This is a genomic window from Vibrio azureus (genome assembly GCF_002849855.1).
Taxonomy (GTDB): domain Bacteria; phylum Pseudomonadota; class Gammaproteobacteria; order Enterobacterales; family Vibrionaceae; genus Vibrio; species Vibrio azureus.
Map to the genome: position 1 here is coordinate 1,117,767 of NZ_CP018617.1, position 20,779 is coordinate 1,138,545.

21 protein-coding genes are annotated in these 20,779 nt (G+C 41.2%); 10 read left to right on the forward strand and 11 right to left on the reverse strand.

The window, feature by feature from the left end; translation table 11 throughout:
* Nucleotides 1–575 precede the first annotated feature (575 nt).
* The 4 genes from BS333_RS18730 to BS333_RS18745 all read left to right on the forward strand — a co-directional run bounded on the left by BS333_RS18730 (nucleotide 576) and on the right by BS333_RS18745 (nucleotide 2,372).
* Nucleotides 576–785 (forward strand): cold-shock protein, encoded by a 210-nt coding sequence (locus tag BS333_RS18730; protein ID WP_005433440.1) that lies wholly within the window; start codon nucleotides 576–578, stop codon nucleotides 783–785.
* Between the two features lie 72 nt (nucleotides 786–857).
* Entirely contained in the window at nucleotides 858–1,403 is a 546-nt protein-coding gene (locus BS333_RS18735; RefSeq protein ID WP_021711469.1) for a YaeQ family protein, read from the forward strand.
* Entirely contained in the window at nucleotides 1,390–1,941 is a 552-nt protein-coding gene (locus BS333_RS18740) for a hypothetical protein (protein WP_021711468.1), read from the forward strand. The genes BS333_RS18735 and BS333_RS18740 overlap by 14 nt, the downstream gene beginning before the upstream one ends.
* Before the next feature lie 71 nt (nucleotides 1,942–2,012).
* The gene (locus BS333_RS18745) at nucleotides 2,013–2,372 is read left to right on the forward strand and encodes a glutaredoxin family protein (RefSeq protein WP_021711467.1); all 360 of its coding nucleotides are present in this window, start codon (nucleotides 2,013–2,015) and stop codon (nucleotides 2,370–2,372) included.
* 198 nt (nucleotides 2,373–2,570) lie between these two features.
* On the opposite strand, the gene BS333_RS18750 is transcribed toward BS333_RS18745, so the two are convergent.
* Complete coding sequence (locus BS333_RS18750; protein ID WP_033004431.1) at nucleotides 2,571–3,194, reverse strand: OmpA family protein; 624 nt, start codon at nucleotides 3,192–3,194, stop codon at nucleotides 2,571–2,573.
* Between the two features lie 249 nt (nucleotides 3,195–3,443).
* Here BS333_RS18750 and BS333_RS18755 point away from each other — a divergent pair, with 249 nt between their 5' ends.
* From BS333_RS18755 to arfB, 3 genes are all read left to right on the forward strand, one after another.
* A complete protein-coding gene (locus tag BS333_RS18755; protein ID WP_021711465.1) occupies nucleotides 3,444–4,076 on the forward strand; it encodes a thioredoxin domain-containing protein in 633 nt (210 codons plus the stop codon).
* A 30-nt stretch (nucleotides 4,077–4,106) separates the two neighbouring features.
* Nucleotides 4,107–4,580 carry an FKBP-type peptidyl-prolyl cis-trans isomerase gene (locus BS333_RS18760; protein ID WP_021711464.1) on the forward strand — a complete coding sequence of 158 codons (474 nt, stop codon included), beginning with the start codon at nucleotides 4,107–4,109 and terminating at the stop codon, nucleotides 4,578–4,580.
* Nucleotides 4,581–4,813: 233 nt separating this feature from the next.
* A complete protein-coding gene (gene arfB / locus BS333_RS18770) occupies nucleotides 4,814–5,227 on the forward strand; it encodes an alternative ribosome rescue aminoacyl-tRNA hydrolase ArfB (RefSeq protein ID WP_033004430.1) in 414 nt (137 codons plus the stop codon).
* Between the two features lie 110 nt (nucleotides 5,228–5,337).
* Here arfB and BS333_RS18775 read toward each other — a convergent pair whose 3' ends face one another.
* Together BS333_RS18775 and BS333_RS18780 are read right to left on the reverse strand one after the other, a co-directional pair.
* A complete protein-coding gene (locus tag BS333_RS18775; protein ID WP_021711461.1) occupies nucleotides 5,338–8,490 on the reverse strand; it encodes an efflux RND transporter permease subunit in 3,153 nt (1,050 codons plus the stop codon).
* Between the two features lie 8 nt (nucleotides 8,491–8,498).
* The gene (locus tag BS333_RS18780; protein ID WP_021711460.1) at nucleotides 8,499–9,626 is read right to left on the reverse strand and encodes an efflux RND transporter periplasmic adaptor subunit; all 1,128 of its coding nucleotides are present in this window, start codon (nucleotides 9,624–9,626) and stop codon (nucleotides 8,499–8,501) included.
* Nucleotides 9,627–9,835: 209 nt separating this feature from the next.
* Here BS333_RS18780 and BS333_RS18785 point away from each other — a divergent pair, with 209 nt between their 5' ends.
* Together BS333_RS18785 and BS333_RS18790 are read left to right on the forward strand one after the other, a co-directional pair.
* Nucleotides 9,836–10,294 carry a dCMP deaminase family protein gene (locus BS333_RS18785; protein WP_021711459.1) on the forward strand — a complete coding sequence of 153 codons (459 nt, stop codon included), beginning with the start codon at nucleotides 9,836–9,838 and terminating at the stop codon, nucleotides 10,292–10,294.
* 282 nt (nucleotides 10,295–10,576) lie between these two features.
* Nucleotides 10,577–10,750, forward strand: a complete 174-nt coding sequence (locus tag BS333_RS18790; protein ID WP_021711458.1) for a hypothetical protein — start codon at nucleotides 10,577–10,579, stop codon at nucleotides 10,748–10,750.
* A 302-nt stretch (nucleotides 10,751–11,052) separates the two neighbouring features.
* Here BS333_RS18790 and phaC read toward each other — a convergent pair whose 3' ends face one another.
* From phaC to BS333_RS18830, 8 genes are all read right to left on the reverse strand, one after another.
* Entirely contained in the window at nucleotides 11,053–12,846 is a 1,794-nt protein-coding gene (gene phaC / locus BS333_RS18795) for a class I poly(R)-hydroxyalkanoic acid synthase (RefSeq protein WP_021711457.1), read from the reverse strand.
* Nucleotides 12,847–12,914: 68 nt separating this feature from the next.
* Nucleotides 12,915–13,262: a phasin family protein gene (locus BS333_RS18800; RefSeq protein ID WP_021711456.1), complete on the reverse strand. Its 348-nt coding sequence runs from the start codon at nucleotides 13,260–13,262 to the stop codon at nucleotides 12,915–12,917.
* Nucleotides 13,263–13,316: 54 nt separating this feature from the next.
* Nucleotides 13,317–14,525 (reverse strand): acetyl-CoA C-acetyltransferase, encoded by a 1,209-nt coding sequence (locus tag BS333_RS18805; protein WP_021711455.1) that lies wholly within the window; start codon nucleotides 14,523–14,525, stop codon nucleotides 13,317–13,319.
* A gap of 11 nt (nucleotides 14,526–14,536) precedes the next feature.
* Nucleotides 14,537–15,277 (reverse strand): SDR family oxidoreductase, encoded by a 741-nt coding sequence (locus BS333_RS18810; protein ID WP_021711454.1) that lies wholly within the window; start codon nucleotides 15,275–15,277, stop codon nucleotides 14,537–14,539.
* Between the two features lie 571 nt (nucleotides 15,278–15,848).
* Nucleotides 15,849–16,751 carry a protein translocase subunit SecF gene (gene secF, locus BS333_RS18815; RefSeq protein ID WP_021711453.1) on the reverse strand — a complete coding sequence of 301 codons (903 nt, stop codon included), beginning with the start codon at nucleotides 16,749–16,751 and terminating at the stop codon, nucleotides 15,849–15,851.
* Nucleotides 16,752–16,753: 2 nt separating this feature from the next.
* Nucleotides 16,754–18,583 (reverse strand): protein translocase subunit SecD, encoded by a 1,830-nt coding sequence (gene secD, locus BS333_RS18820; protein ID WP_033004429.1) that lies wholly within the window; start codon nucleotides 18,581–18,583, stop codon nucleotides 16,754–16,756.
* Between the two features lie 372 nt (nucleotides 18,584–18,955).
* The gene (locus tag BS333_RS18825; protein WP_021711451.1) at nucleotides 18,956–19,489 is read right to left on the reverse strand and encodes a hypothetical protein; all 534 of its coding nucleotides are present in this window, start codon (nucleotides 19,487–19,489) and stop codon (nucleotides 18,956–18,958) included.
* Nucleotides 19,490–19,565: 76 nt separating this feature from the next.
* Nucleotides 19,566–20,228 carry an SH3 domain-containing protein gene (locus BS333_RS18830; protein ID WP_021711450.1) on the reverse strand — a complete coding sequence of 221 codons (663 nt, stop codon included), beginning with the start codon at nucleotides 20,226–20,228 and terminating at the stop codon, nucleotides 19,566–19,568.
* Nucleotides 20,229–20,548: 320 nt separating this feature from the next.
* On the opposite strand from BS333_RS18830, the gene BS333_RS22565 reads away from it, so the two are divergent.
* Nucleotides 20,549–20,779, forward strand: coding sequence for a hypothetical protein (locus BS333_RS22565; RefSeq protein WP_021711449.1), 231 nt, complete (start codon nucleotides 20,549–20,551; stop codon nucleotides 20,777–20,779).

Consider the following 20,779-nt stretch of genomic DNA (forward strand, 5'->3'; position numbering starts at 1 on the left):
GATTCCACAAGAGGGTTTTAACCTTGGGTACTTTAGCTTGAGTATTTTACCTTGAAGGCTTTGACTAACCCAAAAGATCTTAACTGAAAAATTCAGTTCCTCAACGGATATTTTATATAAATAAAAAAATATCACAAAATAGACCTTCAATCCCTATCATCAACGAAAGGTTGCTGTATTGGTCAGTGAAAGATTGTCTGACACCAACGATTCTGTAGTAATTTGTGACACTTTTTATACTTTTCGAAATGGCTAATTTTATTTATGAAACAACACCAAAAACGAACAAAAAACCGCCACCCAGCCCTCATTTATTTGAAAAGTCATCAAAAACATGCCCTTCATACAGTGACTAAATACAAATATTTGTCCACAGACTGCTAATATAGGTTGACTCTTACGGGATTTAACCTAGACTCGAACTCGGCTAGAAAGAAAGTTCTTTGTTTTCACATTTCGTTGGATTACTTGTAACTCCCCCGTCCTGTGGTACGCAATAGCAATTTTATTTTTTCCACGCTATAAGCGCCGATTAGGCGAAGATTTACTCAAAAATTAGATATTAGGAAATAGACATGTCTAACAAAGCGACTGGTACAGTTAAGTGGTTCAACGAAACTAAAGGCTTCGGCTTCATTCAACAAGAGAACGGTCCAGACGTTTTCGCTCACTTCTCTGCAATCCAAGGTGACGGTTTCCGTACACTTGTTGAAGGCCAGAAGGTAGAGTTCGAAATCACTCAAGGTCAAAAAGGTCCACAAGCTGAGAAAATCACTCTAGTTTAAGCCTTACAGATTCTGATATGTAGCCAGCATTTTGCTGGCTATTTTTTTACCTTTAATATACTGAAATAAAACATGGCTCTAAAACCAACAATTTACAAATTTCGTATCGCTATTTCCGATATGAACCATGATCATTACGATTCAACAAGCTTGACCATCGCCCTTCATCCTTCCGAGAAACCCCAACGTATGCTGGCTCGCATCTTTGCATACTGCTTAAATGCGCAGAGCAACCTAGAATTCACTAAAGGCCTGTCGACCACTGAAGAGCCCGATTTATGGTCCGTTATGGATGATCAAAGTATTACTCACTGGATCGAGATTGGTGAACCAGAGCCAGACCGAATAAAAAAAGCTACGCGTTTCGCCCAACATGTCAAAGTCTATACCTACAATACCAAAGCATCGGTTTGGTGGGAGAAAAATGCGGGTAAATTTAGCATGCTGCCTGTCGATGTCTTTAGTTTTGACTATGATGCGATCGATTCTATTGCTCAACATTTATCCCGAGGTACCAACCTATCAGTCATGATCAGTGGCGCTTCCATATTTGTTGATATCAATGAACAACATATCGAACTTATCGTTAAGGAATTGCAGGCTAATGACGCCTCTTAGTGACTTAATGCAAGAGCTGAAAGTTGAGTGTATCCCATTCATCAGCCAAAATAATGCCTTGAAAGAGCGCTGGATAAACGCACAATCATCACTGTTCGTTACCGTCTGTGAAAATAAACCGGATACAGATGTGAAGTTACACTTGCTCGGTCTACTGACAAAGTCTCATATCGAAGCAAGTGCGCAATATGAACACAGCGCGTCACCATCTCAGAAAATGCAGCAGGTTTTGAGTGAAACTTTAGGCGATGAATATGCCATGAAGTTTAATAATCAGCTCGTGTTAGAACTTATCTTGATTACACATCTCTGGTTATACACCCAAGGGTATTTGAATATGGATGATTCACTGGCTTATGATCATGCGCAGCAGTCACTGCAAATGCTACTCCCAGAGTTGGCATTCTTGAAAATTGATGCCGATGAGTTATTGCAGCAGTTCATACACAGTTATCAATTGGGTAAACAAGCAAACCCTAAGCAGGACCGCGGCATTCTGCACATGTTAAAAAGGTACAAGAACTGGTTTTGTCGCTAGCATGCGGCTGGTAAACTAGCTCGTAATCGCAGGTTCATTTCCTTAATTCCCACAGTTTAAAAGAGAATATGATGAAACTAATCCGTTTTATTTTAGGCAAAATTATTTTACTTCTTGACGCAATTTTCTCTCCACGAGGCGTGAAACGCTCACCAGAAGAGCAGCAACGCATTGACAATAAAGCCAAACACTTTGCCCTCTATCAGTTTGCAGCTTGCCCTTTCTGCGTAAAAGTGAGAAGAGCGATGAAACGTCAATCAGTCAATATTGAATTGCGTGATGCCAAAAACGATCTAACTCACCGTCAAGCCTTAGAGCAAGGTGGTGGACGCGTTAAGGTGCCTTGTTTACGCATTGATAAAGACGGCGAGACACAATGGCTTTATGAGTCCTCTGATATTATCGCCTACATAGAAAAAGAGTTTCGTTAACCACGTTTGTGAGTTAAAAACGTTCACCCTTTAGGAGTGTGTTACTGAGCCTGTTCTTACGTTAGACAACCTTCTTTTTATGAAAAATAAAAAGAGCCTACTATTCCACCTTGTTGTCTTGTTTGAATTCGACTCAGTGACCTCGCTCTGAATCAAGCATCTTGAAGTCACTTGGGTATAAATCCAGTGATTTCTTTTTTACTGGGAAACAATCAGAGTCAGTTCAGCTCTTCGATTACATGCTTTCCCACCAGCGGTTGCATTACTGCACTGCGGAGCAAATTCGCCAAAGCCGCGTGAGAACACTCTATGGCGAGGCAACTTCGTCGCGAGTAGCTGCTTTTCAACTTCTCTTGCTCTTTTCTCGGAAAGTCCATCGTTAAACGTAGCTTGACCAGTACTATCAGTATGCCCATCAATCACGACATCAATATCAGATGTTTCTGACAGGTAGTTGCCAAGTTGTCGTAACCAATCTTGAGAACGAAGAGAGAGCTTAACTGAACCAGACTCGAAATGAACCTGCTCTTTCAATTTAACCATCACGTGACCGCTATCGAGTGTTTCGTAAGCAATCTGATATCTATCCAAAAACATCTCCAAAGAGCTTAAGCCTTGAGAGTTATTGGGTAATGAGCGTGGCGAAGGGACGCTATAGCGAGGCGTGGTTGAATAAGTCTGCGCATTTCCCCAATTCGGATGCTTAAGTTGTGAACTACTGCTTGGCGCCGTATCCAACATATCACCACCAAATGGAATCTCTGAACTGATGCTACCACAACCCGCAAGAAGAGCACATACGATTAAAAAACAATATTTCATACCATTACCAACGTCAAATTTATACGTGTCACTGTCACTGAGTAACTTCTCGAAATTTTGGGTATATTCAACCCAAGCGGTCAAAAACTTTACTGCTCTTTTAACTTATTAAGCACCTATCGTGCCAAAGTAGCTTACGCCTTGGGTATATTTTACTGCTCGACTTTAATGTAACAAGTCATTTTTGGGGTTTCCGTAATCCTTGTTAATCGCTAGACTAACGCCAGTCTACATTTTCAGAGTATTAACATGATCAAATCTTTTGCTAAAAGTGTCTTTTTACTTGCCGCTGTTCTAGGCTTAGCGGCATGTGATAACGGCAATAATCAGCCACAATTAGGCAAACAATACCAAGCATTGCCAACACCTCTTACGGAATACAATCTATCTCCGGTTACAGAAGTGTTCTCTCTTAACTGTGGTCACTGCAGAAAGATGGAACAATTTGTACCACAGATAGAATCTCTTACCGAACAGAACGTTAAAAAAGTGCATGTCACCTTTAACGAAAGCGCTCAGGTTAGTGCTATCATTTTCTACACTGCGGTGATGCAACTCAATGACACTCCTGATAAAGCTTTTATGGATGAACTTTTCTCCGCCGTCCAAACGAATGCCAATGCCTCTCCAGAGGAGCGTCAAACGGCGGTTGATCATGTTTTTCAAACCCGTAACCTCGTTAGCCCTTATCAGTTAACGGAGGAACAGCAAGCAAAACTGTTTCAGTTGATGAAAGAAGCAGAAGAAATCACAACCGTGGGTAATATCCACGCCGTACCCATGTTCATCATTAATGGTAAGTACCAAGTCTTGACCTCTGGCCACAATACCGCAGAGTCACTGGCCAATACGATCAGCTACTTACTTCAACTAGCAGAATAATTTAACTACCATAATAAATAAGGAGTCATTGTGTCTAAGTTTCTATTCCCAGCGATCATCTTTTTCCTTGCCGGTTTTTTTATTTACCGAACATGGACAACGCATAAAGCGGCAGAGTCAAACTTTGCAGAAGGCCAGGCGTTTCTTTTAGAAAATGGCAAAAAAGAAGGGGTAATCACAACAGAAAGTGGCCTACAGTACCAAGTATTACAATCTGGCTCTGGCGAGGTTCATCCAGCACTAGGGGATAAAGTCAAAGTTCACTACCATGGTACATTAATCGATGGCACTGTCTTTGATAGCTCAGTTGAACGAGGTGAGCCTATTTCTTTTGGTTTAAAACAAGTAATTAAAGGTTGGCAAGAAGGTTTACAATACATGGTTACGGGAGAAAAAGTTCGCCTATTTGTCCCAAGTACGCTTGGTTATGGAAAAAGTGGCAGTGGACCGATTCCTCCAGCCAGTGTCCTTATTTTTGATGTTGAGCTACTCGATATCAACTGATCGCCTCCTTCAATCGGTCGTTTACTTTTAGTGATCGATAGCTCTTACGGCTCGATAGCTTTAATGAATCGATAACTTTAATAAATCGATAGCTTTCACGGTCAATAGCTTCAATCAAACCTATTATACCCAAGTGCTCTCTTTTGCTTGGGTATCTCCATTTTCCTTCTCTTCTCTGCCTTAACATGTTAGCGTTGCCTTGGTTTAAAAGTATGAATTACACTAAGAACAACATGATCACACTATCAAATTCAGTCGTTATTCAGGAATGGGAAGTTCAATTAACGGCCATCCGCGCCCAAGGAAATGGCGGCCAAAACGTAAACAAAGTCTCATCAGCGATCCATTTACGTTTTGATGTTCAGCGTTCAGCTTTGCCTGAGTTCTATAAGCAGAGGTTATTAGCTCTCGCTGATCATCGTGTGACAAAAGAGGGTGTGATCATCATTAAAGCGCAGCAATTTCGAACTCAAGAACAAAATAAAGAGGATGCGCTTCAACGATTAAAAGCTTTGATTCTCTCAGCCATCCGCCAAGACAAAAAACGTATTGCAACGAAACCAACCCGCTCTTCTCAAAGACGTCGACTGGATAACAAAACGAAACAAGCGACAAAAAAGCAGCAACGTCAAAAGATCAATTATTAATCATACCCAAGGCAGTTAACCATTCGATAGCCGAAGTACGCTACAATCGCTCCAGCCAAGATAGCTAGACTGCAAGTACTTCGTTACCATGAATATTCATTACGTTTTGCTTATTCATCATCAAGCGGGACAAGCTTAGTGTTACCACCGTGCACTTTTTCGCGTTGCCTCTGAACCAATGCATAAAAGCCGGGGATCAAAAAGGTACCAGCTAAGAGCACACAGAGTAACCCACCTATCAAGGAAATACCCAGTGAGTTTTGGCTTACATGCCCAGCACCTGCAGCAAAGAGCAGCGGAAGAATACCTAAGATGAATGACCACGATGTCATATTAACCGCTCTAAAACGTAACTGCCCTCCCTTCACCGCTGCGTCATCGACAGGAGCTTCTTTTTCTTCTCGCTCATTTTTTGCAAATTCAACAATCAATATCGCATTCTTAGCCGCTAAGGCGATCAATAAAACAAGACCAATCTGAGCGTACAAGTTCAATGGTGTGCCTGTGAGTTTAAGGGCCAAAAATGAACCCAGCGTTGCAATAGGGACAACTAATATAATGGCTAACGGTATACTCCAGCTTTCATATTGGGCAACCATAAACAAGTAAATGAAGATCAAGGCTAGTGCAAACGCATAGATAGCTTGATTACCGGCAAGCACTTCTTGATAAGCCATTCCTGTCCATTCGTACGTGTAACCCTGAGGCAATACTTCTGCTGCAATGCGTTCCATTGCCGCAATCGCATCACCACTTGAATAACCAGGTGCTGGCTGGCCTTGTATTATCGCACTTCGATACATGTTATATCGCCAAGCAACATCCGGCTCAAATACCTGCTCATAGCTAATCAGAGTGCTTAATGGCACCATTGATCCACCTGCAGTTCGGACGTGAAAACGTTCCAGATCATCCATACTACTCCGATATTGGCTATCGGCTTGCAATGTCACTCGAAAGTTTTTACCAAACATTGTAAAGTCATTTACATACAGCGAACCCAAGTTACCTTGTAACGTATGAAATATCGATGATAGCGGAATACCAAGTTGTTGCGCTTTCTCTCGGTCAATATCAACAAAGTAGTGAGGAACATTGGCACGGAAAGTACTAAAAGTGTAGGCGATTTCAGGTGCTTGATTGGCTGCCTGAATCATCTCACCCATTACCATAGAGAGATCCGTTCTACTTCGACCCAAAGTATCTTCTAAAACAAACTCAAAACCTGACGCTGCTCCCATCCCAGGCACTGCAGGAGGCCCCATAGCAAAAACGATCGCTTGAGGAATCTTAATTGCAGCCTTTTGGTTGATTCGTGCAGCGATAGCATTTGAAGAGTGCTCACCAGCAAGATCATTACGAAATTCCCAGTCATGTAACTTAATAAATACAGAGGCCCCATTTGACGCTGCTGCACCAGTCATAAATGAAAAGCCGTTCGCAACCGTAACACCATCAACGCCCGGCTCTTGTTCAATTAAAGTCATTAACTCATTCGTTACTTCTTCTGTACGAGAAAGTGAGGCTGAGTCAGGCAATTGGACGTTAACTAATAAGATGCCTTTGTCTTCTTGAGGAACAAAGGCCGTTGATGTTGTTTTAGCAAAGAAGGAAACCAAAGCCAAAGCCGCAGTAAAAAAGATCATAAGTAGCAGAGACTTTTTAACCAAGGTACTTGCAATACGACCATAACGAACGGTTATCCAATCAAACCCTCGATTAAACACTTTGAACCATTTTGCTGTATTCCCTCCCCCTTGTTTTAAAACCAGTGAACATAGAGCAGGAGAAAGAGTCAGCGCATTTATCGAGGAAATAATCACGGAAATACAGATCGTTAAAGCAAACTGACGATACATAATGCCAGTGATACCTGGTAACATCGCCACAGGTAGGAATACGGCTAGCAACACTAGTGTTGAAGTTAGGATCGGCCCGGTGACTTCCTTCATAGCCAACAACGTTGCTTTTCGGGGCGATATGCTCGGATCCTTTGTCATGATCGTATCGACATTTTCAATGACCAATATGGCATCGTCTACTACGATACCAATAGCAAGGATCAATCCAAACAGCGTGACGGTGTTAATCGTAAAACCTGCCACTTGCATGATTGCAAAGGTTCCAATTAAAGAAACAGGAATAGCAATAACTGGAACTAGTGTTGCCCGAGCGCTGCCCAAGAACAAATACGTCACCGCGATCACTAGCAAGATCGCCTCAATTAAGGTCTTGACGACTCCTTTAATCGATTCTGCAACAAATACCGTCGTGTCATAGCTGGTCTCGTAAGTCATGCCTTGAGGAAAGTTGACACTCAAACGCTCCAAAAGGGCCATTACTGCTTCACCACTTTCTAGTGCATTAGCATCAGATTGTAGCGAAAGCGCAACGATGGAAGCATCTTTACCACGGAATTTACCATTACCATCGTAGAATTTTTTACCTAGCTCAACACGAGCAACATCCTTAAGATAAATCGAAGAACCGTCTGAGTTTGCTCGAAGAACAACATGTTCAAATTCGCTGGCACTTTCTAAGCGCCCTTTCGTCACTAGGTTGAATTGGACTTCTTGAGTATCGTTGTATGGCGCAGCACCAACACGACCAGCAGCCACCTGAACATTTTGCTCAGCAAGTGCAGAATACACATCAGATGTTGTTAAATTCAAATTAGCCATCTTGTCTGGATCGAGCCAAACACGCATAGCATATTCACCTCCACCAATGACATTAACTTCACTTATCCCTTCAACTCGTGCTAATTGGTCTTTGACATTCAAGTTAATGTAATTGATGAGAAATTGATCATCATAAGTCCCATCAGGTGAATAAAAGTTCAGTACCATCAATAAATCTGGCGAACGTTTTTTAACCGTCACTCCAACCATACGAACTTCTTGAGGTAATTTCGCTTCAATTTGAGCGACACGATTTTGCACATTCACTTGTGCCATATCAGGATCCGTTCCAACCGCAAAGGTAACATTGAGGCTGTATGAGCCATCATTAGCACTTTTCGAAGACATATAGATCATGTCTTCTACACCATTTACTGATGTCTCGATTGGATCGGCAATGGCTTGCTCAACCACTTCAGCACTCGCTCCTGTATAAAATGCATTCACACTTACAGATGGAGGACTGATCTTTGGATACTCTGAAATTGGCAACACCGCAAGAGCAATCAGCCCCGCCAGCGTCAAAATTATCGAGATAACTAAAGCAAACTTAGGTCTCTGAATAAAAAAGCGACTTAACATAGCAACCCCTATTGTTTTGCAGAAGCAAGTATTTGAATACGCACTTCAATGCCATTACGAATCCGCTGTAAACCTTGAGTGATTATGACATCATCCTTATTAAGGCCTTCATGTATAATGATCCCCTGCTTTAATTGAGGCCCCAACTCGACATTTCGGCGCTCTGCAATATCGCCTTTTGTCAACACCATAACAAAGTTTCCTTCAAGATCGGTTTGAACCGCTTTACGTGGGACAACAATCACTTGTTTTGATTGTTTATCGCGTAATTGAATCGTGATGTGCTGGCCCGGAAGGAGCTGATGTTCTGGGTTAGGCACAATTGCACGCATTGCAATAGTGCCAGTTTGTACATTGATGCGGTTGCCCAAGAAGTCGATTTGGCCTAGGTGTGCAAAACTTTGACCATTTTCCAGTTCAAGCTGAACTTCTACGCGATTAGAATCAGTTGAGCCATCTCCCTTAATTCTGTCAATCTCTAACGACAGTCTCTCACGCTCACTGACATTGAAAGTAGTATGAACGGGGTCCAAACTCACAAGTGTCGTAAGAACACCAGATGATGGCGAAACCAAATCCCCGGTACTCACTTTAGTGTCACTAATCCGGCCACTAAACGGAGCACGTATTTGTGTATAGGATAAATTCACTTGTGCAATTTTAAGCTGTGCCTCGGCAGCCTCAAGTGCAGCTTGAGCTCCCAAGAGCGTCGCAGTCAGCGCATCAAACTCCGATTGAGAAATGCTGCCTCTCGGCAGTAAACTTTTCCCCCTTTGATGATCTAACTGCGCTTTTTTTAATCCAGCCTTCGCCTGAGTTAATGCCGCTTTCGAACTAGAGACTTGAGCTTGAAAAGTGGAAGGTTCGATGGTGTATAACAATTGCCCTTTCTTGACCATCTGACCCTCATTAAAATGGTGAGCCTGCAAATATCCAGATACCTGAGCAATAATATTCGTATCTTCTATTGCTTCAATACGGCCGATATAAGATTTACTCGGCTGAAAATCAACAGCCATTACGCGTTCAGTGACAACAAGTGGAGCTGAAGAAGTCGCTTTTTTTTCTGATACTTCTCCACACCCGGCAAGGAAAGTTGTCAGCGCAATCACTGCACAAAATGGTTTTAATTTCATATAGACACCACATTTATAGAACAGAATACCATTTAGATTAACCTAAAAGAGAACGTCAAAGTGCCGATAAATTTCAACAAACAGTAAGGAAAGTGTATCTAAGTGTAAGTAAACCAGTTGAAGAATCTGTTTATCTTCAAGATACTTAGGTATTTTTTCAAAAAATACGCTATGATTCGCTTATCAAAACCATCACAGAGAAGACAGAGATGAATAGCAAATGGGAGAAACGCTTTTACCAAATGGCTGAGCTGGTTGCCTCATGGAGCAAAGACCCTTCCACGCAAGTAGGTGCCGTTATAACAAAACAAAACCGTATTGTATCAGTCGGCTTTAATGGTTACCCACACGGGGTTTCAGACAGTGTTGATACCGATGAAAGAGAGCTGAAATACCTCAAGACACTTCATGCGGAAGAAAACGCGATCTTATTTTCAAAAAGAGACTTAGATGGTTGTGATATTTGGGTAACCCATTTCCCGTGCCCAAATTGTGCTGCAAAGATTATTCAAACTGGCATTTCAAGAGTCAATTGCCCACAGCAATCCGAAGATTTTTTATCTCGATGGGCTGATAAAATACAAGTAAGCCAAGATATGTTTGATCAAGCTGGAGTTGAAGTAAATTGGCTAAAAGCAAATAATATTGAAGATAGCGATGTTCGATAACGAATATGCTTAGAAAATATAACTCAAGCCAACATGAATAATGAGCACTTCATCATTATTACCTTGGATATATTTTTTATTGATTAAGTTCTATACTCTAACTAAAATGTATCTTCGCTAATAGAGCTGCTACATAACATTTCATATTCTTAATCATCGAATATGTGTACTTAGCAAGCTTAAAGCAACCAAAAGTAGCGTGTATACAGATAAGAGTTAATTCAACGTCTTCTAAATGGCACAGCATTTGTTCGATCAATAAAGGTTTCACGGAGACGCGACATGGCTACTGCAACACAAGTAAACATCAGTGCAGAATATGAGATCCGCTACTTTGAACAGGGTCAGATAATTGTCATCAAAGTTTTAGCCCAAAACAAACAAGAAGCGCATCAATACTACTTAGACTCTGGCAAGACGAACAATAACCTTTATTCGATCAGACCAGATAAGTAAAATACCAGACATAAAACCTGTCGGTATACTTTTGAATACTACGGGCTGCTCTAAATCGTAGTAAAAGCTTATCGCTTATTATACTCCAACGAATAGTATTCATCACTCAAACAGGCTCTCACCACTTGCTTGCCTTCTTTCTTTGCTCTTTCTTTGTTCGCTCTCGCCCTTCAATAAGAAGTGACTAAAAGGGCTTCGGCTAAAAGTGGTACCTTATGAGCACTCACTATTATCAAAAAATAGCAATGGCGGCAAATTAGACGCCATTGCTTTAGTTATCAAAGAAACGATAACACCAGTCTCTATTTGATAGGTTCTGTCACCGGCTCTTCTATCGGTAAAACTTGTTTTACATATTGACCAGGAGCTTGGCAAATGACAGGGTTTAGCTCAGAACCAACAGGGAAAGGCTCCACTTGTTCATCAGGATTAAATTGCATTAACCATTCATGCCAATGAACCCACCATGAGCCTTCTTTGTGCTGAGCATTATTAAACCACTCTTCAGCAGAATCATCTAAATTATCATTTAACCAATACCCATATTTATTTCTAGATGGGTGGTTGACGATCCCTGCAATATGGCCAGACTCTCCTAAGACAAATGTCTTATTACCACCTGCATTCAATGCACCACGATAAGTCCCCTGCCAAAGTGCAATATGGTCCTCTTTAGTAGAGACAAAATAGCTCGGTATTTTGATTTTATTCAGATCTATCCATACCCCGCCAATTTTAACTCCCTTCTCTTGCACGAGTTTGTTTTCAAGATACAGCTCACGCAATAAGAAGTTATGACAGGCTGCACTGACATTTGTGCTGTCACTATTCCAATAAAGAAGATCAAAGTCTACTGGGCTATTTCCTTTGAGATAGTTGTCTACATAATAATTCCAGTACAAACTATTCTCGCGTAATAAGCTGAACGTCACACTAAGTGAACGTCCATCCATATAACCCTTAGCGTTATTTTGTTTCTCAAGCGCACTAATGACAGTATCATTTATGTAAGCACCGACTTCACCTGGCTGAGAAAAATCGAGCAGCGTGGTAAAAAACGAAGCGGACTTAATGCGCTTTTTCATTCTCTTAGCGGCATAGTACGCCACAGTACTGGCTAATACGGTACCTCCAATGCAATAACCCGCAGCATTGATCTGTTCATGACCTGTGATTTCTTCAATAGCAGTGACCGCCTTCGCGACGCCGTCCGTTACATAATCTCCAAACTCAACTTTAGCTTGAGATGCTCCTGGGTTACGCCAAGACATCATAAATACACAGTGGCCTTGCTCTAGCAACCAACGAACCATGGAGTTCTTTGCAGTAAGGTCTAAGATATAGTATTTATTAATAAAAGGCGGAACAATGAGGAGCGGCGTAGCGCTTACTTTCTCAGTTAACGGACGATATTGAATTAATTCAAACAATTCATTTTGGTATACCACATCCCCTGGTGTCGTCGCGATATCGTCTCCCAAACGAAAAGCGTTATTGTTCGTCATGCGGACTTTTAAAATATCAGCACTTGACTCAACATCTTCTTTCAATTTGTCTAAGCCTGTGAGTAAGTTTTCACCATTTTGATCCAAGGTGAGCTTTAATAATTCAGGGTTAGTTGCAATAAAGTTGGAAGGGGATAGTGCATTGATCGCTTGACGAGAAAAAAAGCTGATGCGCTCTTTTGTTTTTTCATCAAGCCCCTCAATTGAATCTAAAGTATCGAGGTAAGTTTTACTAAACAATAGGTAGGATTGTTTTATAAAGCTATACATGGCCTCATTCTGCCACGCCTCATTGGTAAAACGTTTGTCACCTTTTTCAGCTTCGATTAACTGTGTCTGGCTACCTGCTAAAGCGACGTTCTGCCATATCTGTAACTGTTGCTCCCACCACTTGGCTTGCAACTGCAAAATTGCACCTGGTTGGTTAGCAGCTTGTTCAAATAACTTGGCGGAATCTTCAAAATTCACTTCTTGCATAGCCTTATTCAAGGGAGAATTCACGGCTGCCTTGTTCGATTCGAAATCATGCCACCATTGTTGATTGGTTTCCTGAAGTTTAACAAGGTAGTCCGAAAAGAAGTGCTGAAACATAAGTCTTACTCCTATTTTTCGGAAAAATAACGCCGCCCTCAGAAGGAGGGCGGCGGAAAGCGAGAAAATTACGCTGGAGTCACTGTTTTAAGGTTTTCCGAAGTCAATTGTTCAACGTCTTCTTTGAACTCTTTTGCAATGGATTGTAGCTTGTTGCTGTCATCCATCATTTGCTGAGACAACTTCGTTAGCACACCAAGCTGTTGGCTATTGAATGCCGTCAATGACGTTACATCTTTGATCTCAGACACAGCTTTCATCTGATTCAAGCCAACTTCACTGTATGTACGAACAGCATTAAGTTGAAGCTCTGTCAATACTTCAACATTTTTTGTAACAAGCTTATTAAACTTCAAGTATGGTTCTAGATTTTTCTCAGTTTGCTCGCTAAAAGTTTTAAAGAAATCAGTGTACATAGTATATCTCCTTGAAAGAAATTGAATATTGTGTGAATAGTTATTTACAAACAGCTATTTAACCGCTTTTAACACCACAGCCGTGCCCATACCGCCGCCGACACATAGTGAAGCAACACCGTACTGACCAGCTTGTTTATGAAGTTCGTGTGCTAAAGTAACCAAAATACGGTTACCAGATGCACCAAGTGGATGCCCCAGGGCAATAGCGCCACCATTGAAATTGGATTTATCTTGAATAGAGCTCACTGATACCTGATTCGTTTCAGCCAGTTTATGGATAACACCTAACGCTTGAGCAGCAAATGCTTCGTTTAATTCATAAACATCGATATCGCTGGTTTTGAGCTCAGCTTTTTTCAAGGCTTTGTTGATGGATTCAACTGGGCCAAGCCCCATCACTTGTGGATCCAGTCCTGATTGTGCGTAACTCACCACTTCTGCAATCGGCTTTAAGCCGTGTGCTTTGACAGCGCTTTCTGAAGCTAGAACGATAGCACTTGCACCATCATTAATACCTGATGCATTGCCGGCAGTTACTGTGCCTTCACGATCAAATGCGGGACGAAGTTTGCTCAAACCTTCTAGGGTAGCATTCGCTTTTGGGTATTCATCGGTATCAAATACAACCGTTTCGCGACGCAGTTTTACTTCAACAGGAACGATTTCATCTTTAAACTTACCCGCTTCTATCGCCGCGACAGCTTTTTGTTGACTACTTAAAGCATACGCATCTTGTTGTCCCCGGGTTAAGCCTACTTCTTTAGCCACATTTTCAGCAGTCACACCCATATGGAATTGGTTATATACATCCGTCAAACCATCAGAGATAAGAAGATCTTTGAGCTCCATACTGCCCATTTTGTTACCGTCACGCACTGTGCTAGGAACAATAAATGGAATCTGTGACATCACCTCAACCCCAGCAGCCACAACAACAGATGCGTCACCACTGCGAATGTGCGATACCGCATCCATAACGGTTTTCATGCCACTGCCACAGACCATATTTACGCTATAAGCAGGAACCGTCTCTGGAATACCCGCAGCCAAAGAAGCCTGGCGACCAACGCCCATGCCTTGACCAGCTGAAATAACATTCCCAACGATCACTTCATCAACCTGAGCGCCAGATAAGGACGAAGCCTCTAATGCACCTCGAATCGCGACAGCAGCGAGATCTCCCGCAGATGTATTTTTTAAACTGCCACCGAATGTACCAATCGGCGTGCGTTTAGCTGAAACAATAAATACTTTTTCCATGATACCAATCCTTAATTCATGTATAAGCCGCCATTCACCGATAAGGTCTCACCGGTGATGTAGGCACCAGCGTCACTGACTAAGAAACTGACGGACGCTGCAATTTCTTCTGGTGTTGCTAGACGCTTCATAGGGATTTGGCTGGTGATGGACTCAAGAACTTCTGGCTTCATTTTTTCAACCATGGGCGTTCCTGTGTACCCAGGGGCAATAACGTTTACTGTGACTCCGGAACGCGCTCCTTCGTAAGCTAATGCTTTAGAAAAACCTATCATTCCGGCTTTAGCTGCTGAGTAGTTAACTTGACCAAATTGCCCTTTCAAACCATTAACAGATGAAATATTAATGATTCGGCCACCGCCTTTCTCGCACATTGCTGCGAAAACTGGCTGAGTAACATTGAACAAACTCGTTAAATTGGTATTAATCACGTCGTTCCATGCCTCAAACGTCATCTTTTTGAACACACCATCACGCGTGATGCCTGCGTTGTTCACAACAACGTCAACGGTTCCTTCCTCTTGGAGTAATAATGAAAGTTTTTCAGCACACTCTGCAGTATTAGTCACATCCAGCTCAAGAAGGCGAACTTCTTCTTGCGTGTAACCATTATCATTAAACCACTCAAGGGCACTCTCATGTTTACCTGTAGAGTAAGTCGCAATAACACGGTATCCATCTTTAACTAATTGCGAAGATATTGCAGAACCGATTCCACCTTTCGACCCCGTGATCAGAGCAAGTTTTTTCATTAAAAGACTCCATTCTTAACAGCATTATAAAAAGCAAACTAAACCTCTAGAAAATATTTTTTATCTAAAGGGTTATAAATTTATTCAACAACCTTACAGGCTGTGTTTAAGGCTAAATTAACCTAGTGATATTACATTTCAATTAAAAAATATATTACTTTAAATAAAATTGATCACAATCACAAACGGAATGAAATATTGTAAATAAACAAAAGCCACACAAGCCTATGATTCACTTGACGTTTAACTTTCACGCAACATAATAAATAGAAAAAACCTCATAATTTACAAACACTTGAAAAAATTAAACCTCTAGGTAAAATTGTGACTTAAGATCACTTTAAAAAACAAATCAAATATATGAAAAATAGAAATAAAACTATCAATATTTATATTTATATACTAAACAATCACTATCAGAAAAATAAAATAAATCGATAACATATACATCAAAAAAATTAACAATCAAATGACCATCATAATAATTGATTCGTTTAAGACTTTCTTTTTAATTTATAAAATATACCCAAGTAACTAACAGCTACTTGGATATAGGCACACAATTCTATTTTTAAGGAGCAGTATCAACTTCCAGAACTTGATAATGTTTTGCTTCTAACTTCAACCATTCAGGTAAGACGGTGCCTACTGATATAGACGACCACGTCCCTGACAAAACCCCGATGAACATTGCTATAGAAAAACCTGCCAATGCACTTCCTCCCATCATCCACAGAGCACTCACAGTGATCAGTGTGGTTCCGGAAGTGACCATCGTCCTTGAGAAAGTCGCAAAAACGGCTTCATCGTTTATGTTTGCAGTTAAGCAGTCTGGTTTTGTTTTCAGTAGCTCTCGAATTCGATCTGAAATAATGATCGAGTCATTGAGTGAATAACCTAAAATAGCCAAAATGGCAGCGAAGACCGTCAAATTAAACTCCAGCTGCGTGAAAGCAAAAAATCCAAACACCAAAATGATATCGTGTGCTAGAGCACATAAAGCTCCACTTGCTAACCGCCACTCAAATCGAACACAGAGGTAGCCCAGAATCGATAAAATCGCAGCCAACAAGGCAAGGCCTCCTTGTTCGTATAAATCCTGACCGACCTGAGCCCCAACAATACTGTTACTAATAATCGATACTTGGCTCGAAATCGGTGTTAAGATCTCAGCAACACTTGGCAAAGACTTCGAATCATCTGGTGCTGAATAGCGGATGATCCAGCGCCCCTCCTCTCCCGCTTTTATAACAGAAGCAGTGTCACCCAAATTGGGCTGAATTTTCTCCAATAGATCTTCACGAGTCAGGTGCTTATCAACCTTAATTTCACTCACGATACCTCCGGTGAAATCAAGACCGAAATTAAGTCCTTTTAGGCTAAGTGCAAGCAATGAAGCTACGGTTAACAAAATCGAAATCAAAGTCGTAAGGTAACGGATCTTACGAATATTATTTTTTAGAAATGTAATCATTATTAAACCCTTACATCACGGCGGCCATCACGACCCCAAATTAAGTTGATCATGGCACGTGAAGCGAACACGCCGGTAAAAATACTGGTTAAGAGTCCAAGCCCCAAAGTCAATGCAAAGCCCTGTATTGGCCCATTACCGATCGCATACAAGATGAGAGCGGTAATCATGGTGGTAATGTTTGCATCCAAAATAGTCGCTAATGCGCTGTCAAAGCCTTTTTCTATGGCCTGAGCAAAACTACGGCCCTCTCGCATTTTGTCTTTAATGCGCTCGAAAATGATCACATTGGTATCTACCGCCATGCCGACAGTGAGGACTAAACCTGCAATGCCTGGCAGAGTCAAAACAGCACCAGGAATCAATGCGATAAGTCCCAATAAACAAAGCATGTTGGCACATAATGCGACGTTAGCAACCCAACCTAAGCGTCGATACCACATTGCCATAAATAAAAGAGTCATCCCTAAACCAAGGCCAAGTGCTGCAAAACCATTCTCAATATTTTCAGCTCCCAAAGAAGCACCGATCGTACGCTCTTCAACAATCGTTACAGGAGCCGTTAACGAGCCAGCACGAAGCAAAAGTGCAAGTTGTTGAGCTTCTTGCATGCTACCAACACCAGTGATGCGGAACTGACTTCCAAGTTGAGATTGAATGGTTGCAACACTAATGACACGCTCTGTACGTTGAGTGACTCCCCGAGGATTCGTGGTGTATTCGCGGTATACAGTGGCCATAGGTTTACCGATATGGTCAGCGGAAAAGTCGCTCATTTTTTCCCCACCCGCTTGATCCAGTGAGATATTGACTTCAGGCATCCCCATATCGCCAACACCTGCACGAGCATTAACGATATGCTCTCCCGCAAGCACTGGGCGCTTATTAAGAATCACATTTTGCCCGGCAGTATCTTTTAATACCAAGTTACCTTGGCGACTTGGTTCTGATTTAACTTCATAGAAAGCAAGACTCGCTGTAGCACCAATGACATTTTTTGCTTGAGCCGGGTCTTGTACTCCTGGAAGCTCAATACGAATACTTTCCTTCCCTTGCCGCTGAACGAGTGCTTCGGTAATGCCAAGCTCTTCTATGCGACCACGCATAATTTTTAAATTTTGTTGCAGTGTGCTTGTTTGAAACTCTTGAACATACTGCTCACTCGGTTGTACTTTTATTCCAGTGTCCACTGAAGTTACAATCCATCCCGGATAGTTTTGTTGAATAAAAGTTCTTACCGATTGCAAACTGTTTGGGTTACTTCCTCTCGCAATGATCTCGCTGCTGTCTGAACGCACTTGAACATCTCGGATTCGTAATTCACGCAAGTGCGTTTTCACTTCATCGACTAATGCATCTTGCTGCTCTTCCAAAGCTTTGCCCACGTCAACATTAAGAAGAAATTGAACACCACCTCTAAGATCAAGCCCCAGTTTTATTGGATTAAATCCAAGATCACTTAACCATTGCGGTGCAACAGAAACGTAAGAGAATGAAAGGTCCTCATTATTACTTAAGTTGTCACTTAATAACTTCCGAGCTTTAGCCTGATCATCTTCATTGGTAAAAATTAAGGTAACGTTTTCATCTTTTTGATAGGTCTGAGAAGGCTTAATACCATTGTCTTTTAATAAAGCATTTAATTGAAAGATCGATGGTGCATGCTGCTCTTTCTCAGTCTGAGTTATCTGAATAGAAGGCTGTTCACCAAACCATGTGGGTAAAGCACTGAGCGTTAAGATCACAAGTGTGATAATCAAAACTACATATTTCCATGCTGAATAATGATTCAATATTTTCTTGTTGGTTCGTTTTGTCATTTGTTTCTTCATATAAACATCATCCCTCCACGTCTTTGTGGAGTAAAAGTTAAAGTGCCCCTTCAATATGATTAACACAACGCTATATGATCAGTTTTCTATTAGGAAAATATCGAAATGCTGCAACAAACGAGGCTTTCTCAGGGGAAAAGCTAATTATTCAATTACTTAGCATCAAGCAAATAGCGTAATATTTAACTTAGGGGTACCTTTCATAACCAAGTGACTTCAGGCTCAGAACGAGGTCACTGAGTCGAATTCAAGGAAGACAACTCAATCAACTTGGAGAACAGCTTATCAAGACAGACAATCATGAATATGCGAAACGCATGACGTCGAAATACCAACCTTGAGAATCTCAAGCTGTGAGTGTCAATGAAAGGTTTATCGAAGGAAATGGCCGTTAAGGGCGACGTATAGAGCATTCGTTTCTTTCCAGCCAGAGAGGCGATGATCACTAATGTAACCATAGAAAGAAGTTTGAATGGACCGCCAAAGAACAGCAATACTTGGGTAGAGAAAACTAAAATGTCCGTCATCATCAGAAGACAACTTACTCTGCTCATAACCTAGCTTGTGTGCTCCACCTTGACGTTGGTTCAGTTGCCAACGAGAAAAAGGAAGGAGCGCAGGTGCATTATGGTAAACGTTTTGTTGTGAAATCGGATCAGAGGCCGTGTCTTCTGAAAAAATCACACCTAAAGCGACAGACAATGGACTTGTTTTGACTGTCAATCCTGAACAAAGTAGGTTTAAATATGAACAGCTTTGTTGCTGATTGTATTGGATCTGATAAGCGTTATTTGATGGGTTAAAATGGTTTGAGTCAATTTTCGCTTGCACGGAACCCACAGCCAATGATAGGAGCATCATTGAAAGGAGCAAGAGTAAAGCCGTTCTAAACTTAATCCAGACCATGTGAGTGCAACTCAAAAATAACGAACAGTAACCTAGCCGATAGTATGCCTATTATCTGTTTTCCACAACAAAAATATCAGCGTTGAAAGATTTCTTGAGTATCAGTGTTCAGGTAAATTTTATGACTCTGAGACAATCCCCCACAGTAAATAAAATAGACATTGCTTTTCTTGTAAGTGAACGATCGAACCCACCCACCTAATTCTTCAAAGTCTTCGGGCTCACATGTACCATCATCAAGAAGCTGCTGAGTTTTCGAACGAAATAAATCTTGATGCTCGACAAAGTCATCGGATTTTTTTAAGTATCCATCAATAATGCTGAGCTTTTCTTGCTCTTTTAACTCAAGCGGGGCATCCGATAGGCCTTCAGCCTCAACCCACTCAGCAGACGGTTCTTCTCCCTCTCGAAGAACGATGTAATCAGATAATCGAAGCCATCCATTTTCGGATTCCAAAGCGGTCACTTTCTCTCCTTTATAAAGAGTACTGACAACCAGTGACTTTGAATCTGCTTGGTTGTAAACATTAACTTTACGCTTTACGACATAGTACTCCATAGGATCCGTTAAAGGCTCTTCTCGTGTTACAACTTGCTTAATCTCTTCGCTCAGAGCCTCTACGTTTTCTTGAATGGTCTCCGTTTCCTCTGGTGTTTCGTTTTTATTAAACAAGAAAAAATAGTAACCTGCACCGCTCAACAGCACGATGACCACTAATATCAGAAGTACCTTCTTCATTATGTTTTCCTTGATTTATTCTTGTTATCGCCAAGTAACTTTGTTGTATATTCTCTAGTTTCTTTAGGCCTAAGTAAACTCAAAGCGCTCTGAATCAAGCAACTTGAAGTTACTTTGATATAAGATGCTACAACACAAATATTATCAAATACAAATCATTCTCTTTACCAAGTCACGACCGCTGTACAATAAATACACAAGGATAAGCATTTAAGGAGATATAGCTCACAAAAAGCCTTTACTTATGGTCAATTTTTGGTTAATTTAAGCGAATACATTTTGATATAACGTCATTTATGGGCTGGAGATGATATTCACATATGGTGATCAATCGATTAAGCAACAGGGACTGTTCTAATACTACCCAAGCCAAGTTTTTGTCAGTAGTTAGACACGTTAAAGAGTTTGGTTCAATCAGTGATTTGGACCTTTGCAAAATTTTTGGAGAAACAATATGGAGCGACGGAATGGAGTACCATTCATCTGCTTTCTCCTTCAAAGTGGACAGACAAACCGGCAACTGTGAAATATCAAAATATAAATATCAGTAG